The 15,448-nt window shown below is 62.3% G+C and carries 17 protein-coding genes (1 of these 17 only partly in view); 8 read left to right on the top strand and 9 right to left on the bottom strand.

The window, feature by feature from the left end:
• The 4 genes in view from FEZ63_RS03620 to FEZ63_RS03635 are tightly spaced (at most 38 nt apart) and all read right to left on the bottom strand, a layout consistent with a single transcriptional unit that may run on beyond the window.
• A protein-coding gene (locus FEZ63_RS03620; RefSeq protein ID WP_150942257.1) for a hypothetical protein crosses the window boundary here: on the bottom strand, positions 1-422 show its 5' portion. The gene continues 289 nt to the left of window position 1, outside the view; 422 of the gene's 711 nt are visible here — the first part of the coding sequence; the start codon lies at positions 420-422; its stop codon lies off the left edge, out of view.
• 12 nt (positions 423-434) lie between these two features.
• A complete protein-coding gene (locus tag FEZ63_RS03625; RefSeq protein ID WP_150942258.1) occupies positions 435-650 on the bottom strand; it encodes a hypothetical protein in 216 nt (71 codons plus the stop codon).
• 38 nt (positions 651-688) lie between these two features.
• A complete protein-coding gene (locus FEZ63_RS03630) occupies positions 689-2,167 on the bottom strand; it encodes a site-specific integrase (RefSeq protein WP_150942259.1) in 1,479 nt (492 codons plus the stop codon).
• A gap of 22 nt (positions 2,168-2,189) precedes the next feature.
• Positions 2,190-3,113, bottom strand: coding sequence for a LysR family transcriptional regulator (locus FEZ63_RS03635; RefSeq protein WP_150942343.1), 924 nt, complete (start codon positions 3,111-3,113; stop codon positions 2,190-2,192).
• A gap of 97 nt (positions 3,114-3,210) precedes the next feature.
• On the opposite strand from FEZ63_RS03635, the gene FEZ63_RS03640 reads away from it, so the two are divergent.
• Positions 3,211-3,939 carry a glutathione S-transferase family protein gene (locus FEZ63_RS03640; protein ID WP_150942260.1) on the top strand — a complete coding sequence of 243 codons (729 nt, stop codon included), beginning with the start codon at positions 3,211-3,213 and terminating at the stop codon, positions 3,937-3,939.
• 248 nt (positions 3,940-4,187) lie between these two features.
• Here FEZ63_RS03640 and FEZ63_RS03645 read toward each other — a convergent pair whose 3' ends face one another.
• From FEZ63_RS03645 to FEZ63_RS03665, 5 genes are all read right to left on the bottom strand, one after another.
• Positions 4,188-5,006: a c-type cytochrome gene (locus tag FEZ63_RS03645; protein WP_150942261.1), complete on the bottom strand. Its 819-nt coding sequence runs from the start codon at positions 5,004-5,006 to the stop codon at positions 4,188-4,190.
• 2 nt (positions 5,007-5,008) lie between these two features.
• Positions 5,009-6,640, bottom strand: coding sequence for a cbb3-type cytochrome c oxidase subunit I (locus FEZ63_RS03650; RefSeq protein WP_162419658.1), 1,632 nt, complete (start codon positions 6,638-6,640; stop codon positions 5,009-5,011).
• The gene (locus FEZ63_RS03655) at positions 6,627-7,172 is read right to left on the bottom strand and encodes a cupredoxin domain-containing protein (RefSeq protein ID WP_150942263.1); all 546 of its coding nucleotides are present in this window, start codon (positions 7,170-7,172) and stop codon (positions 6,627-6,629) included. Before FEZ63_RS03655 ends, FEZ63_RS03650 begins: the two co-directional genes overlap by 14 nt.
• Before the next feature lie 3 nt (positions 7,173-7,175).
• The gene (locus tag FEZ63_RS03660) at positions 7,176-7,379 is read right to left on the bottom strand and encodes a hypothetical protein (protein WP_150942264.1); all 204 of its coding nucleotides are present in this window, start codon (positions 7,377-7,379) and stop codon (positions 7,176-7,178) included.
• Between the two features lie 289 nt (positions 7,380-7,668).
• Positions 7,669-7,995 carry a potassium channel family protein gene (locus FEZ63_RS03665; protein ID WP_150942265.1) on the bottom strand — a complete coding sequence of 109 codons (327 nt, stop codon included), beginning with the start codon at positions 7,993-7,995 and terminating at the stop codon, positions 7,669-7,671.
• Positions 7,996-8,411: 416 nt separating this feature from the next.
• Here FEZ63_RS03665 and FEZ63_RS03670 point away from each other — a divergent pair, with 416 nt between their 5' ends.
• From FEZ63_RS03670 to FEZ63_RS03700, 7 genes are all read left to right on the top strand, one after another.
• Complete coding sequence (locus FEZ63_RS03670; RefSeq protein WP_150942266.1) at positions 8,412-10,109, top strand: SulP family inorganic anion transporter; 1,698 nt, start codon at positions 8,412-8,414, stop codon at positions 10,107-10,109.
• A gap of 46 nt (positions 10,110-10,155) precedes the next feature.
• Positions 10,156-11,232, top strand: coding sequence for a calcium/proton exchanger (cax, locus tag FEZ63_RS03675; RefSeq protein WP_150942267.1), 1,077 nt, complete (start codon positions 10,156-10,158; stop codon positions 11,230-11,232).
• 174 nt (positions 11,233-11,406) lie between these two features.
• Entirely contained in the window at positions 11,407-12,228 is an 822-nt protein-coding gene (ppk2, locus tag FEZ63_RS03680; RefSeq protein ID WP_150942268.1) for a polyphosphate kinase 2, read from the top strand.
• 63 nt (positions 12,229-12,291) lie between these two features.
• Positions 12,292-12,798: a hypothetical protein gene (locus FEZ63_RS03685; RefSeq protein ID WP_150942269.1), complete on the top strand. Its 507-nt coding sequence runs from the start codon at positions 12,292-12,294 to the stop codon at positions 12,796-12,798.
• A gap of 22 nt (positions 12,799-12,820) precedes the next feature.
• Positions 12,821-13,279: a hypothetical protein gene (locus FEZ63_RS03690; protein ID WP_150942270.1), complete on the top strand. Its 459-nt coding sequence runs from the start codon at positions 12,821-12,823 to the stop codon at positions 13,277-13,279.
• Between the two features lie 3 nt (positions 13,280-13,282).
• Positions 13,283-14,515, top strand: coding sequence for an HlyD family secretion protein (locus tag FEZ63_RS03695; protein WP_150942271.1), 1,233 nt, complete (start codon positions 13,283-13,285; stop codon positions 14,513-14,515).
• 137 nt (positions 14,516-14,652) lie between these two features.
• The gene (locus tag FEZ63_RS03700; protein ID WP_150942272.1) at positions 14,653-15,072 is read left to right on the top strand and encodes a hypothetical protein; all 420 of its coding nucleotides are present in this window, start codon (positions 14,653-14,655) and stop codon (positions 15,070-15,072) included.
• Positions 15,073-15,448 lie beyond the last annotated feature (376 nt).

Below are 15,448 nucleotides of genomic sequence, written 5' to 3' on the forward strand. Positions count from 1 at the left end.
GCCGCGGCCACGATCTCAGGCGTCGGCCGCATCCGCGAACGCTTGTCATTTAGCGGCCGGGCGTTGATCTGGATGCGGTTGCACATGTCCTGCAGCCAGCGCCAGTTCTGCTCCGGGGCCATGGCCTGCATCACCGCCTTGAGACCAACCAGCATGGACAAGCGGGCCCGCGGCGCGACCAGCGTCTCCAGATGCTGGTTGTAAGCACGAACGGCCTCCTTGGTGACCCGATCGGCCGGCGCGGCGTCAGCGCTGAGAGCGCCGATCCAGGCCAGATAGCCGAGCCAGCGCCCATAATGCTGGATATTCGTCCGCCGGGGTCCGGACCGCCCAGTGCGCCGCCCGGCCGCCGGGATCGAAGATGTCGCCGGGGGTGAGGGCGGCAGCCCAGCCGGACTGATCGCCCTGGGGCGATCGGCCAATGATGATGGTCATCACTTGCCCCCTTTGCCGGGGTTGCGCTGGCGGTGGTGCTTCGGCGCCATCTTGCCGGTCTCCTTGCTGTCTTCTTCGGCTTCGGTGAGGAGGCGATCGAGGTGACGGGCGGCGGCCCTTGCTTCGGTGCCGAGGTAATGCGCCATGGTGGTGTCGAGGCTGGTATGGCCGAGCACGGGTGAGACCGCCAGATAGGCGCCGGGGTCGCGTTCCACTCCAATCTTGGCGATCGTATGCCGGAACAGGTGGACGTTTATCTCAAGACTCGCCCGTTTGCGCAACGCATTGCAGATGGCGTTGGAAATGGAATTCTTGGAGCGCGCGCGCCCGGCGGGTCCAGGAAACAGTAAGGGGCTGCTGGCGCCTGGTATCTCGGACGGTGATGTGCGAGATGGTCGCGAAGAAGCGCGGTGATGTCCGGGTTCAGATCGCTTTCGTGGGAACGACCATTCTTGATCCGCTCCGGCGGCACGAAGAGATGGCAGCCGCCGTTGTCGAGCAAGCGAAAGTCCGAGAGTTCGAGCGTGCGCAGGGACGAAATCCGCAAGCCGCAAAAGGTCAGCCCGCTCCTCCCCTTGGCTTTCCGGAAAGGATTGGTCTGCGCCTGCGCCCATCTTGCTTCCCGCTCCGGAAAATGGAGAAGCTTCTCGACGTTCCGCTCGTCGTCGAACCGGCCCAGGCGCTTGCGGTTGCGCTCGGTCATCTGATGGCGTGTGCCGGGATCGAGCCGCTTGCAGGTTCCTTCCAGCAGGGCGAGCGTCGCATCATCGAACTTGCAGTGGTTCTTGCCGACGAGGCGCAGGTTTTTGGCCATGTTGTGGACGCGCTTGGTGATCTTGTTATCGTGAAACAAGCGAATGCCGGCTTCGAAAGCCTCGGGACGGAGCAGAACGTCAAGCGATGTGATGTCGGTCACGAGGCAATAGCCTGACGCCACCAAAGCAGACGCGAAGCTGCGGAAAGTATAGAGCCGATGCGCGAGGGTTGCCGGGCGGAGCGGCTTTGCCGGCGCGTCCTCGTCGAGCGGATTGGGGTCGGCCATCCGCTCGTACCAGGTCCCGATGTCGATCTGGAAGCTCAAGGGGAAGTCGCTTAAAGGGCGCGCCAGCGAAACTTCCTGGTTCGGCTCGCTGAGCTTGTGCTGCGGCCAGCCGGGAACGTCCCGCATGGCGCCATTCCACTTCGAGATTGTGTTGCTGACGATCTCCGCCGGGTCCTTCACGACCTCCTCGGCCTCGAGCGCGACCTTGAAGCCGATCGGGGTGTCCGGCGTGACGTCCTCTGCCGACACGCCCATCCGCGAGCAGTAGATCGCCAGACGATGAAGCGTCTGGCGATTGTATGGCTTCTCGATGCGATCGAGCAGTTGGCGCCAGGCGGGCATCATTGCAAATCGCCGCGTGACCGGCAGATCGGGCTCCGCATAGCGGGAAAGAGCCTGGACCGTCAGCGAGCGGATGTTGGCGAAGCTCTTGTCGGAGAGACCGAGTTGAGCCGCCGTCCGCGAAGCAAAGAGCACGCGCAGGCGGCGCGGACTTGCTTCCATCGCCGAGAGCGGCGTGGTGAACACCGTCTCGATCTGCTTCAGTCCGGACACTGGATCCCGCCGCTGCGTGACCGTGAGGGTGGTATCGGCCTCCGCGTTGGCTTTGATGTCCGCGAGCGTCAGCGACGCCAGAGAAATGAATGCATCCGCGCTGGTGAGGGCCGGCGAATGAGCCAAAGCCGTCATTGCAAACTGTAGGACGCGCCGCTTAGCTTGCTGCCATCCGTGATGCGGAAAGATGCGTGCCGGCCGCATCTTTTTGCGCCAGGAAATCGATCACCGCTCGCACGGCGGGAAGCTGCCCGCGTTTGTGCGGTGTCAGGATCGTTGTCATCACGCTACCGGCGGTCCATGCCGGCAACACCCGCACCAACCGCCCCTCCCTGACCGCCTGCGCCGAGATCACTTCCGGCAGGCAAACAATCCCGAGACTCGCTTCCGCTGCCTTCATCAACGCCACGGATTCGTCGGCATAAAGCTGCGGCCGTGGCGCGACGTTCACGGTGCGGCCACTCGCATCGCTCAACCGCCAGAGCTTCATCGTCATATTGGTCATCAGTCCATCGTGGTCGCTCAAGGCCTCCGGCGTTGTCGGCTCGCCGCGCTGGGCGACGTAGGACGGCGCGGCCACCAGCGTAATCTGCTCCTCACTCATGCGCCGCTGCATCAGGTCGGAATCCGGCAGCGGCGCGAAATGGCTGCGGATCGCGATGTCGAAGCCTTCATGCACGAGATCAATGAAGCGATCGGTGACATGCAGCTGGATGCGCAACTTCGGATATTGCCGTGCGAGGATGGGCAAGCAATCCGCAAGCTGAAACTGCGCGGTCGGCACCGACGCCGTGATCCGCACCGTGCCGCTCGGCTCCGCCAGTCGCCGATGCACGACTGTTTCGGCCGCCTCCGCCTCGATCATCGCGGCACGGGCGTGATCGTAGACGTCGCGTCCCACGTCGGTCAGCGTGAAGCTGCGCGAGGTGCGGTGAACCAACTGCGCGCCGAGCGTTGCTTCCAGTGCCGCGACCCGCTTGCTGATCGTCGACTTCGGGCAACCGAGACGCCGAGCGGCCGCGGCGAAGCCGCCGCTGTCGACTGCTTGAGCGAAAAAATGCAGGTCATTGAGGTTCAACATTAAAGTCCACATTTGTGTACATTTAGTTTTAAAATGCCACTCTTTTGGATGGAAGTCCATGTTTGTATATTCATCACATCAATCACGGAGAAACGATATGACACTGACATCCGAACCGATCCTCACCTCTGGCTTCCCGCTCGGCAGTTCTGCAGGGCTCGTCACTGCCTTCGAATGGCTCGGTCAGCCCTATCGCATCACCCGCGTGGATATGCTTGGGGAGATGCGCACCGACGCCTACAAACGCCTGAACGGCAGGGTGGAAACCCCGGTGCTGGTCACCGGCGAAGGCCGCGTACTCACCGAGACGATGGCGATCGCCCTGTGGCTGGAGGCGCGCGATGCCGAGCGCCGCATCAGCTTCGAGCCCGGCACACCGGAGGCCGACCGGTTGCATCAGTTCGTCGCCTTCCTCAACACCGGTTTCACCGGCGCATTTTATCCAATGTGGGTCGCGCTGGAAGCGGAGGACGCCACCGAAGGCGAGAAAGAGACGCTGCGCAAGTTCGGCCGCAGCTTCGTTGCCAAACGCCACGAACAGCTCGAGGCAATGATCGGCGACAGTGACTACCTGCTCGGCAACAGGCCGACACTGGCGGACGCAGTGTTCGTCGGCGTGGCGCGCTGGACGGACTTCCACCAGGCGATCGAGCCGCGCGACTATCCGCGCATCCTGGCGCTGCGTCAGCGCATCGAGGCCGATCCCGCGTTTCGCTTCGCAGTGGCGATCGAAGACGGCAAGCCAGCGATTGGCGGCGGTGCGATGAAAGGACTTGTCCCGCTCGAAGACCTGCTGCGCAATACAAGCGGCGCCTTGGCGGCCTGAGACGCCTGAAAAGAGGTCTTGCGTGCCACCCCGCACGCAAGACCAACGGCAGCTTTGTCCGCGAACCAGACATTAGAGAAGCGCGCCGCAATGACCGCTTCTGGCACATCTCGGAAGTACGGCGTCGTTCAGCTCACGGGCGGTAAGCAGACGTTCAATGTGATCACGCAACGTCGCCCTTTGGCCCCAAGCTGACATTTCCCAACAGGCCGATGCCGCGATGCGGCCCGCATGGTGAAGTGGCGACCTCAATAGCTGAGCGTTGTCGCGTAGAACGTGGCAAGCCGTTCGATTTCGCGATCCGTCAGCTTTACAGCCACGCTGCGCATACGGGTGTAAATGTCGTTGCGTCGAGCATCGGTCTTGAAAGCCTGGAGTTGACGCGCGAGGTACTCCCGGTTCTGGTGCGACAGCGTCGGCGTCTCGATCGGGCCGCCGGCATTGAAGCCGTGGCAGGAGTTGCACGCCGGCAGCCCACGTGACGGATCGCCTCGCTCAACGAGCCGGATGACGTCCTCGTCGACCACTTCGGCCGTCGTCGGATCAAGGTCTCGCCTCGCGCTGGAGGCGAAGTGGGTGGCCACCTCGACGATCTGCCGATCCTCGAGACCCTGAGCAATGCCCGTCATGACATCGTGCACGCGGCTGCCACTCTTGTAGTCGTGCAATTGCTTGTAGATCGCCGCCGCCGACTGGCCGGCCAGATTGGGGTTCTGGGGGTCGGCCGCGATGCCGTGTTCGCCGTGGCAGGCCACGCAGCCCTGGGCGATCTCCGCGCCGGCTTGGGTCCGCCGGCCGAAGGTGCGCATGAGGTCGGTACTCCAGGCGACCTGAGTCGTCGGCTGGGCTTTGGCTTCGCTGGTTGGCTGTTTGACAGCGGGAGAGCCCGGCAGGATGCCGACCGCGCGGCAGATGGCCGTGAACGCGTCCAGGCCTGCGGCCCGGCCCTGCACGATGGGCAGGACCAGGAAACCAAACACGACGGAGAATGCCAGGATCGAGACGATGATGACGCTGGCCCAGATGCGCCAGGGCCTGTCGATTTCCCGCAGCTCGGCAGGCTTCATGGTCAGCCCCTCCCGTTGACCCTGTGTACGATGGCCTCGGGCGCATCGATGATGAAGAACTGGGCGATCGGGTAGCCATAGGCTGCCACCATAAGCACCAGCACCAGCACGTTCCACAGGGCAAAGCCGTTGAGCGCCGCCGGAACCCGTTCCGGCGGGTGGACGGCCAGCGCATAGATCGGTCGCAGGTCCGTCGCCACAACGGCTCGGGCACTATGGAATTGGAGCAGGTTCCAGACGAACAAGAGCGCGCTCGCCAGGAGAATGATGCCTCCGACCAGCGAGACGATCACCCAAGGTCCCCATCCGGCGATGATCGGGTCGGAATAGTTGAACGTGGCCACGCGACGCCATTGGCCTTGCAAGCCGAGGTAGTGCCAAGGCAGGGTCATCACCATCATGCCGATGAACCAGAGCCAGAGTTGAAGGCGCTGAAGCCGGGGTGACATCGGCAGGCGGTTGGTCAGCGTCGGCCAGATCGCGTAGGCGATGGCGAAATACATGATCACCACCGTGCCGCCGAAGATGAGGTGGAAGTGCGCAGTGACCCACGAGGTGTTGTGGACCATGGCGTTCATCCCGAAGGACATGTTGATCAGCCCGCCGCCGCCGCCGAACCACAGCATGAAGAAGGCCATGCCCGTGGCCAACACCATCGGCCGCTCCCAAGGCAAGGCTGCGATCCAGCCGAAATAACCCTTTCCCCCGCGCAGGCGCCCGGCGATTTCCAGCGAGGCCGAGATCGTGAAGACCGTAAGCAGGGTCGGTGCCGCCACCAGCGCCGTGAAGCTCATTTGCAGGAACTTGAAGGCGCTCGATTGCTGCGGGTCCATGAAGAGGTGATGCATGCCGACCGGCAGGCTGTAGATCAGGAACAGGATGAAAGTCAGCCGGCCCATCGTGTCGCTGTAGAGACGCCCGCCCGCCGCCTGTGGCGCCATGGTGTAGAAGGCGATGTAGGCGGGGAGTAGCCAGAAGTACACGATGGCGTGCAAGGTCCAGGAAAACAGCGTGCGCGAGAGCCCGACATCAACGGACTCGTTCCAGCCGAAGGCGGCCGGGATGATCTGGAACAGCAGCTCCGCCGCAACCCCCACGGTCGTCCAGAGCCACAAGACGGCATTGGCCACGGTCGCGAACATGGCGAGGGGCACCGGCACGCCCGGGTTGGCACGCTTGAAGTCCAGCATGGCCCAGAGCATCAATCCGCACCAGATCCATGAGCCCACGACGACCAGCACGAGGCCGATGTAGAAGAACGGGCTCGCGGTGAGCGGCGGGTAGAAGGTGAAGAGAACCGTCGCGTTGCCGGCGAAGATCGTGACGGCCGTCATTGCGGAGCCGATGATCCCGAGCCAAAAGCCAAGCCAGGCAAAACGTGGCAGGGGCAGGGGGCGGCCTAGGGCCGTTTCGGCGACATAGTAGCCGAAACCCATCACCATGAAGGTGGTCAGCACATATGCCATGGAGACGCCATGGGCCGTAACGGAGGTGAAATAGGACTCCGCCGTGAGGTAGGGCGCAGGCAGGGGGCTCCTCGCCCACATCTGCCAGACGCCGAGCACCGCTGCCACGGCGAAGGCCGCAAAGGCCACCCACAGGTGGGCCAGAGTCAGGCGTCTAGCGTGCGTCACAGCTCGCTCTCCCATCAGGACCAGGCCTGAATTGATCCTCCGGCACGACCCGCACCGTCGCCCACATCTGGCTGTGCCCGAGGCCGCAGAACTCATGGCACGGCATCAGCAGATCGCCAGTCTTGGTGAAGACGGTATGCACCTGGCTCACATAACCCGGGATGATCATCGTGTTGACGTTCGTGCCCGTGACCAGGATGCCATGGATCACGTCCGGCGTAGCAAAGCGCAGGGTAACGGTGCGGTTCGAAGGCACGACGATGCATTGCGGTTGAAACGCGAACTGCGTTGCGACGACGCGGCTTGTGACCTGATCGCCCGCCTCGACCCTCGTGCCGAGATTGCTTTCCGTGAATTCGCCGGTGAGGTGGAGGGTTTTTGGGTCGATCGTTTCGATGTTGCTGGGTGGATTGATGTGATGGACAACGCCTGCGTAGATGATTGCCAGCATGATCGCCGTAACGATCGCGATCACCAGGGCGGTCCACCACAGTTCCGTCTTGAGGATCTCCTGTTCCGTGTCGGCCCGCATGGCCTAACCCACCATGCCGCGGGGCAGGAAGACGAAGGCATACATCAAGAACCAGGCCAGCAGCAGCAGGCCGACGGTCAAAAGCGAAAGAGCCAGGGCTCCGCTCGGAACCTCGCGCATGACGCGTTCCAGCGCCGCGTCGTCGATGGCATCATCGGTTCTCGGTGGGACCTGGGACGAGAGATCCGGGTGCGGAGTGAGCGCCATGGAAGCCCCCTGAGCCGACGGCCACCCATCGGGACCTGAGCGTCAACGCAGGGACCATTGATGCGCTGAAATCGCGCGCAGTCAAGCTCTGTTGCTCTCGGCAGGCAGATTGCAGATGTGGCGGGTTTTGATGGATGGCCGGGACAGAACAGCAAGCCGCGGACGGCTCGGGTGCCGCAGGCCGAGCCGCGGAAGCTGCGATCCTGCCCGCTCAGCGGGAAATGATCTATGGGTCGATTACGCCAACACAATGCCCACAGCGAAGTACGCCAGAACAGATAGCGGCCCTTCATTCCCTGTGTCCCTTGCGAGCGATGTGCTCGCCAAGTGCCCCGACAGCAGCGACAAAGATGCCGAGGCCGCAGATCACGTAGGCGATGGTGAAGATCTTGCCGGCGGCCGTTTTCGGTACCAGGTCGCCGTACCCGATAGTGGCGATGGTCACCACGGCAAAGTAGGTCGCATCAAGGAAGCTCCAGCCTTCCACGACCGCGTAAAAGACCGAGGCGACCGCAACCAGGGTGAAGGCCAGCGCCAACAGGCCTTGGACTGTCGAGTCGGCAAGAGCCGACCGCAGGCCGTCGTAGAGCCTCATCACATTCTGGAACGGCTTCATTAACGCTTCTCCGTTGAGGCGCCGCACGAGTCGATCAACGACAGCCGGGCGACCGGCTCGGTCGCCAGTGTCCGCCCATAGGCCGAGATGCCTCCAGAACGAGCAGCCAGGAGCTGCTCAGAGTCTACAATGTCTCACCGGCCGAGTCGGCTCGCAAACGGTTTATGTGAGAAGCTTTTGCACCTGAAGCACCACAATAAGACCGCGTGCATCGAGGGTGGTCGCCTTCCGGCAAATCCGCCGACGGATCGGTCGGAAGGCGACCGTTAGTTGCGTTACAAGTATTCTTGGTTCAACCTCGTCGAGAATGACCCTCGATCGCAAGTGTTTAAAGTGGACTGAAGTCAAACCCTACGCGCCTGATTTACCCTTCACTTGCGAGGAGCCACGTGGCATCGATCGCATGGACTCGCTGGATGCCCGGGGTCGCCACGCTGCGCGCGTACAAGCTCGCTTGGCTGCCTCACGACATCTTTGCCGGCTTTGTGTTGACGACAATGCTGGTTCCCGTCGGCATCGCCTATGCGGCGGCATCAGGAGTGCCCGGCATCTACGGTCTCTACGCGACGATCGTACCGCTTCTTGCATACGCACTCTTCGGTCCCAGCCGCATCCTCGTTCTCGGGCCTGACTCGTCGCTTGCCGCCATCATATTGGGCGTCGTCCTTCCCTTGTCCGGTGGAGACCCAGCTCGCGCTGTGGCTCTGGCCAGCGCGATGGCGGTGGTGTCGGGAGCACTGTGCATATTATTCGGAGTAGCGCGCCTCGGTTTTGTCACGGAGCTGCTGTCGAAGCCCATTCGCTACGGCTACATGAACGGCATCGCGCTGACGGTCCTGATCAGCCAGCTTCCCAAACTTTTCGGGTTCTCGATCGAAAGCGACGGGCCTCTCAGGAATCTCTTGGCAATCGGCGGGGCGGTCGTTGCCGGTAAGACGAACTGGACCTCATTCGCGATCGGCGCCGCGACACTCGTCGCGATCCTGGTCCTCAAGAGGACTCCGCGTATTCCGGGCATCCTTATCGCGGTGGTTGCCGCAACTCTCATCGTCAGCATATTCGACCTGTCGAGTCGCGCCGGGGTCGCGATTCTCGGCCCGCTCCCTCAGGGTCTACCCGCCTTCTCGATCCCCTGGCTCACTTACAAGGACATCGTCCCCATTTTGATCGGGGGCGGCGCCTGCGCGGTTGTATCCTTCGCCGATACGAGCGTTCTTTCACGCGTCTATGCGGTGAGAACCGGCGTTGCCACCAATCCGAACCAGGAAATGATCGGGCTCGGTGCCGCCAATTTGGCAACGGGCTTCTTTCAAGGGTTCCCCGTCAGCAGCAGTTCGTCGCGAACCCCCGTGGCCGAGGCATCCGGTGCCCGGACGCAATTGACCGGAGTCGTCGGTGCGGTGGCCGTGGCTGTCCTGTTGATCGCAGCGCCCAATCTTCTCCAGCACCTTCCATCACCTGCCCTTGCCGCCATTGTCATTGCCTCGGCAATCGGCCTTATCGAAATCGACGGCCTCGTGCGCATCTATCGCATGCAGCCATGGGAGTTCTGGCTGTCGATCGTGTGCTTCGCGGGCGTCGCCGTTCTCGGCGTCATCCCGGGGATCGGCCTTGCGATCGGGATTGCAGTGGTCGAATTCCTTTGGGACGGCTGGCGCCCGTACTCCACAGTGCTGGGCCGCGCCAAAGGCGTCGAGGGCTACCATGACATCACGCGCTATCCCGATGCCGACCGGATAGCCGGTCTGGTTCTCTTCCGCTGGGATGCTCCCCTGTTCTTCGCCAATGCCGAGTTGTTCAAGGAACGGGTCCTGGAGGCGGTGGCGCAATCACCCACGCCGGTCCGGTGGGTCGTCGTGGCGGCTGAGCCGGTTACCAGCGTGGACGTCACTGCCGCCGATACTCTCGCGGAACTCAACGACGCTTTGCACGCGACCGGGATCGAACTTCGCTTTGCGGAACTCAAGGACCCCGTCAAGGACAAGCTGAAGAGGTTCGGCCTGTTTTCGGAGTTGGGTGAGGGTTCCTTCTTCCCGACGGTTGGTGCTGCCGTGAGCATTTATCTCAAGACACATTCGGTGGCGTGGCTCGAGTCAGAGGATCCCCGCCCATGAAGAGACCGAGGACTCGCTCACATAGAACCACCGCTGGAGCTTCCTCATGAACTGGCTTCTTGTGTTTATCCCGATCACGATCGCGCTCGAACTGCTCGCGGCCGACCAGCATGTGCTGCTGTTCGTTACTTCCGCTATTGCCATTCTTCCCCTCGCGGCCTGGATGGGGCGAGCGACCGAGCAGCTTGCGGCGCGGATGGGCGAAGGGGTTGGCGGGCTTCTCAACGCGACGTTCGGCAATGCGGCCGAACTCATCATTGCGATCTCTGCGCTGCGCGCCGGTTTCCATGATGTCGTCAAGGCCTCCATCGCGGGGTCAATCGTGGGCAATATCCTCTTGGTCCTAGGCGCATCGATGCTGGCCGGCGGATTGCGGCGACCCGAGCAGCATTTCAATGCGGTGGCGGCGCGCTCCCAGGCGACGATGCTCACGCTTGCGGCGATCGGCTTGATCCTTCCCGCCGCCTACAGTGCAGCTTTGGGGAAGGGTGGCTCCGCGAGTCTTGGGGCTCTTAGTGTCACCATCTCGGTAGTGCTGTTGGCCGTGTACTGCCTCTTCCTGGTGTTCTCCCTCATGACCCATTCCGCCCTTTTCGCGGGCACTCATGTTGCCGAAGAGGCCGAGGGGACGGCTCTTGTGCCGCACTGGACTATCAGAAGAGCGGCAACCGTGCTCGCCGGCGCGACGGTGATGATTGCGTGGATGAGCGAGATCCTGGTCGGGGCGATAGAACCAGTCGCGCAGGAATCCGGCCTCAGCAAGGTTTTCGTCGGTGTCTTCGTCGTGGCAATTCTCGGAAACGCCGCGGAGCATGCGACAGCGATCACCGCGGCGATGAAGAACCGCATGGACCTCTCCCTCTCCATCGCGATCGGCTCGAGCGTGCAAGTGGCGCTTTTCGTTGCACCTGTCTTAGTGCTGGCCAGTCTCTTCATCGGACCGTTTCCGATGGATTTGGCCTTTCCGATTGGACTCGTACTGATCGTCTTGCTGTCCGTTCTGATCACCGGTCAGGTGGCGGGAGACGGGCGATCGGACTGGTTGAAGGGCGTTCTGTTGCTGGCCGTCTATCTCGTCTTCGGGATCACTTACTTCTTCCTGCCGGATGTGGTGCCCCAATGAGTTATCTTGCGGCGGCGACCACCCTCCCGGCCAGCGGGACCGCGCACATAGTGACCATCAAGGGGCGCTTCAGCTCCAGACACGGACCGAGTGGACGATCTATGTCGCGAGATCTAACCTGATTGTGTTAACTTGTCGGCGTAAGTCCCTCTCTCTCGCCAAGGAGGCGTGACTATGGGCAAGAACAACAAGGCCCGCGCGGGGGACGCGAATCGGAAGGCCGATAAGCTCGACCGCAAGACCTTTGAGACGGAATTGGAGCGGCTACAGGGAGAACTTGTCAGGCTGCAACTCTGGGTCAAGCACACCGGCGCAAGGATCGTCGTTCTGTTCGAGGGCCGGGATGCCGCCGGCAAAGGCGGCGTCATCAAGCGTATTACCGAACGGGTGAGCCCGCGCGTGTTTCGTCTGGTCGCTCTACCGGCGCCGTCGGAGCGCGAGAAGAGCCAGATGTATATCCAGCGTTACACCGCACACCTTCCGGCCGCGGGGGAGGTCGTCGTCTTCGACCGTAGTTGGTACAATCGGGCCGGCGTCGAGCACGTCATGGAGTTCTGCACCAAGGCCGAGTATCGAGACTTCCTCAAAGCCGTCCCTCAATGGGAACGTGCCATGCTCGACGACGGGATCCAGCTTATCAAGTATTGGTTCGAAGTGAGTATGGAGGAACAGACGCGTCGGTTCGAAGACCGAATCGCAGACCCCCGCAAGCTGTGGAAGCTCAGCCCGATGGACTTGGAATCGCACCAGCGATGGTACGATTTCTCGCGCGCCAGGGACGCGATGTTCGCCGCGACCGATACCGATCTCAGTCCGTGGTACGTCGTCAAGGGCGACGACAAGCGCAGGGCCCGGCTCAATTGCATTTCCCATCTGCTAAGCCTGATCCCCTATGAGGACGTGCCACGAGAACGCGTGAAGTTGCCTAAGCGTCAGAAGAGCAACGGCTATGTCTCCACGGATCACGCCTATCGGCTCGTCCCCGATCGGTACTAACATCGGGTACTTGGGTTCACGCATAGATTGCTGTCTCGCTTCTTAAGCTCAGAGGACCGGCTCATGGAAAAGTCAAAGACAAATCAGGACGACCAGCATCACGAGTTGGGCGACGAGACCTTCATGTCTGCCGACGATCTTCGGAACTATATGGTCGAGATGCAGATGGCGAAGGCCTCGAAAGAGATCGGGGTGATGGACGTTTCGGGCAAAGCCCGCGAGTCGCTGCTCAAGAAGATGTCCACTCCCCTCGATGTCACACCCGAGATACTGCAAGAGGTTACCCAGAACCTGCTCTTCAAGCTCCGCGCAGCAGCGAAGCGCGGCGAGACGGAGCTGATGGTCATGCGCTTCCCCACCGCTTTGTGCTCCGACAAAGGCCGGGCCATCAATAATGGCGATACCGACTGGCCGGAGACGCTGAGCGGTCGTCCGCGGCAAGCCTACGAGTTCTGGGGAGATCATCTCAAGGAGGCCGGCTACAGGCTCTCCGCCACGATCATCGACTGGCCCGGTGGATTGCCGGGTGACGTTGGTTTCTTCCTCCGATGGGGAAAAACCAAGGGTTGATAGCATCTAAGGAACGATCGGTATGACCGTGTTGCTCCACCCTGCTGCCACCGAGCATCTCCCAGCGTTCATCACTGTCCCCGGCGAGACGGACGTCCTGTTGGTGGTGATGGCCGTCTTCCTGCTCGGTGCCGCGCTCGCCTTCGGTCTTCTGTTCCTGCGCTTGCATACGCTTCCTGAACGCATGGCGCACAAGTCGAAGAAAATTCAGTTCGAGATAGTCGCCGTGCTCGGTCTGCTCGCCCTCTTCACGCACCAGCATCTGTTCTGGGTCATCGGCCTGCTGCTGGCAGTGATCGACATCCCCGATTTCGGAGGGGTGCTCGGCCGAATGGCGGGATCGCTCGAGAAGATCGCCGGCATCCCGCCGGGCAAGGGTGCCGACGACGTACCGGACGAGATCAGCGCCGGCTTTTCACACCGCGATGAGGCGCCGCGGCTGACAAAACCGAAGCTCACTCCAGTGAGCACAGGGAGCTGATCGATGCTTGAACTTCTTCTCTGTTCGCTACTGACGATCGTCCCGGATTATCTCTACCGGCGCTATGCCCAGGGCAAGCGGCTGGGCCGAGAGATCACGCTCTATTCGGTGTGGTTTGAACTCAGATGGGGGATTACCGCCTGCCTGATGCTGACCGTCGGGCTGATTACGGTGGTGTTCTACAACCACCCCTCCACCACCAACGCCACGATGTTCTTCAGAACCGTCCCCATCATTTCTGAGGCCAACGGACGCGTGGCCGAAGTCAATGTGGGCTTCAGTGCCGAGGTCAAACAAGGCGCGCCGATTTTCAGGCTGGACAGCTCGACGCAGCAGGCGGCCGCGGAGGCTGCGCGGCGCAAGATTGCCGAGACCGAGGCCAGCATGGTGGCAGCGCAGGCCGACGTCGCGGCGGCCGAGGGCAAGATCCAGGAAGCCAGGAGCGCCTATCAGCAGGCCCTCGACGAACTGACGACCAAGCAGGAGCTCAACCGGAACAACGCCGCCATCGTAGCGGCGCGCGACATCGAGCGCCTCCAGAATGTCGTCGACGGGCGCCGGGGATCGGTTGCGGCCGCGACAGCCGCTAAGGACGCCGCCGAGGCGCAGATCTCCACACTCCTGCCGGCTCAGAAGGCGAGCGCCGAAGCCGCATTGGCCCAGGTCGAGGTGGATCTGGCCAAGACCGTCGTCAGGGCGGGCGTGGATGGGCGGGTGGAGCAGTTCACGCTCCGGGTCGGCGACATCGTCAATCCGTTCATGCGTCCGGCCGGTATCCTGATCCCGGAGGGGGCCGGACGAGGCAGCATCCAAGCAGGCTTCGGGCAGATCGAGGCGCAAGTGATGAAACTGGGCATGATCGCCGAGGTCACCTGCGTGTCGAAGCCCTGGACCATTATCCCGATGGTCGTCACGGGCGTGCAGGATTTCATCGCCGCCGGCCAGTTCCGCGGCGGCGAGCAACTGACCGACCCGCAGCAAGTTTTGCGGCCCGGCACCATCCTGGTCACGCTCGAGCCTCTCTACGAGGGCGGCCTCGAGGGGGTAACGCCCGGCAGTTCCTGCATCGCCAACGCCTATTCGAGCAATCACGATCTGATCGCCTCAGGGAACGTCGGCGCCCTCAGGGGTCTGGCCCTTCACGCGGTGGATGCTGTCGGCCTCGTTCACGCCGCGATCCTGCGGATGCAGGCGCTGCTGCTGCCGATCCAGACCCTCGTGCTCGGCGGACACTGAGCGCAGCGTAGAGCTGCCGCGTCGCCTTCCAGCATCAACGAGCCTTGGCTTCTCCGCCGAGGCATGGTCGATTGGTTCCGCCAGAGACGGTCCCAGAGACGGTCAGGGACGGACGTCTCGGCTGGATGGAGGTTGCAATGAGCGTTGTGGGTCTAAGGAGTGTGAGGCTCGGCCTGGTCCTTGCCGCATCGGTTGCGGTGCCGGGAGCAATGGCGGCGGAGACAGGCCTTTCGGGCTACCAAGGAGCCTGGCTCATCCAGGGCCCCTCCTGCGCGGAGACCTATTCAACCGCCGGAAAAGCGGTTTCATTCAGAAAGCCGGTCGATATATTCGCGCCTGCTTTCATCGTCGCCGGCAACCGCCTAAAAACGCCCATGGCGTCGTGCCGTATCAAATCGGTCAAGCCGGCCGGAGACCGCCAGGTTCTCGTCCTCGATTGCGCAAACGCCGTTGCGGGCAGTGAGGTGAGAGTTCTCTTGGCAACAACCCCGGACGGTTCTCTCAAGCGCTACTTCAACGAGCAGGATACCACCGGGACACAGTACCAGCGTTGCTAAATGCCTGCCTCGAACACGCTACCCTCCGTCTGTGGATCCACCTCTACAGCAGCTTCACGACCCAAGCGGCCGTGCGCCGGAAATTTGCGACTTAGTCGAACCCGGACTTAGCCAGCCACTTCGGGCGAGAGTATGGTGTCTGCAACTGTGCAGACCGATAGAAAAGTCCTGCCAGGGGGATCCGGCAGGGCCCTACGCGACCGCAGGCTCAAAGCCTTTGCTGCGCCTGATCTCGACCTGATTCAGATGACGAAGAAGTCCTGGTAGGTGAGCTTGGTCTTGTTGGCGATGGTGGCGATCTTCATGTGGGCCTTCGCGCCGATGCCGTCGGCATCGTAGTAGAGCGCGCCGCTCTTCTTGTCGTAGACGATCCGAT

Source organism: Microvirga brassicacearum (assembly GCF_008757455.1).
Lineage (GTDB): Bacteria > Pseudomonadota > Alphaproteobacteria > Rhizobiales > Beijerinckiaceae > Microvirga > Microvirga brassicacearum.

What these genes read in the sequence shown, in the direction of transcription:
- FEZ63_RS03630 (WP_150942259.1), bottom strand. Translation starts at nt 2,167, where the DNA reads ATGACGGCTTTGGCTCATTCGCCGGCCCTCACCAGCGCGGATGCATTC.
- FEZ63_RS03635 (WP_150942343.1), bottom strand. Translation starts at nt 3,113, where the DNA reads ATGTTGAACCTCAATGACCTGCATTTTTTCGCTCAAGCAGTCGACAGC.
- FEZ63_RS03640 (WP_150942260.1), top strand. Translation starts at nt 3,211, where the DNA reads ATGACACTGACATCCGAACCGATCCTCACCTCTGGCTTCCCGCTCGGC.
- FEZ63_RS03645 (WP_150942261.1), bottom strand. Translation starts at nt 5,006, where the DNA reads ATGAAGCCTGCCGAGCTGCGGGAAATCGACAGGCCCTGGCGCATCTGG.
- FEZ63_RS03655 (WP_150942263.1), bottom strand. Translation starts at nt 7,172, where the DNA reads ATGCGGGCCGACACGGAACAGGAGATCCTCAAGACGGAACTGTGGTGG.
- FEZ63_RS03660 (WP_150942264.1), bottom strand. Translation starts at nt 7,379, where the DNA reads ATGGCGCTCACTCCGCACCCGGATCTCTCGTCCCAGGTCCCACCGAGA.
- FEZ63_RS03665 (WP_150942265.1), bottom strand. Translation starts at nt 7,995, where the DNA reads ATGAAGCCGTTCCAGAATGTGATGAGGCTCTACGACGGCCTGCGGTCG.
- FEZ63_RS03670 (WP_150942266.1), top strand. Translation starts at nt 8,412, where the DNA reads ATGCCCGGGGTCGCCACGCTGCGCGCGTACAAGCTCGCTTGGCTGCCT.
- cax (WP_150942267.1), top strand. Translation starts at nt 10,156, where the DNA reads ATGAACTGGCTTCTTGTGTTTATCCCGATCACGATCGCGCTCGAACTG.
- ppk2 (WP_150942268.1), top strand. Translation starts at nt 11,407, where the DNA reads ATGGGCAAGAACAACAAGGCCCGCGCGGGGGACGCGAATCGGAAGGCC.
- FEZ63_RS03685 (WP_150942269.1), top strand. Translation starts at nt 12,292, where the DNA reads ATGGAAAAGTCAAAGACAAATCAGGACGACCAGCATCACGAGTTGGGC.
- FEZ63_RS03690 (WP_150942270.1), top strand. Translation starts at nt 12,821, where the DNA reads ATGACCGTGTTGCTCCACCCTGCTGCCACCGAGCATCTCCCAGCGTTC.
- FEZ63_RS03695 (WP_150942271.1), top strand. Translation starts at nt 13,283, where the DNA reads ATGCTTGAACTTCTTCTCTGTTCGCTACTGACGATCGTCCCGGATTAT.
- FEZ63_RS03700 (WP_150942272.1), top strand. Translation starts at nt 14,653, where the DNA reads ATGAGCGTTGTGGGTCTAAGGAGTGTGAGGCTCGGCCTGGTCCTTGCC.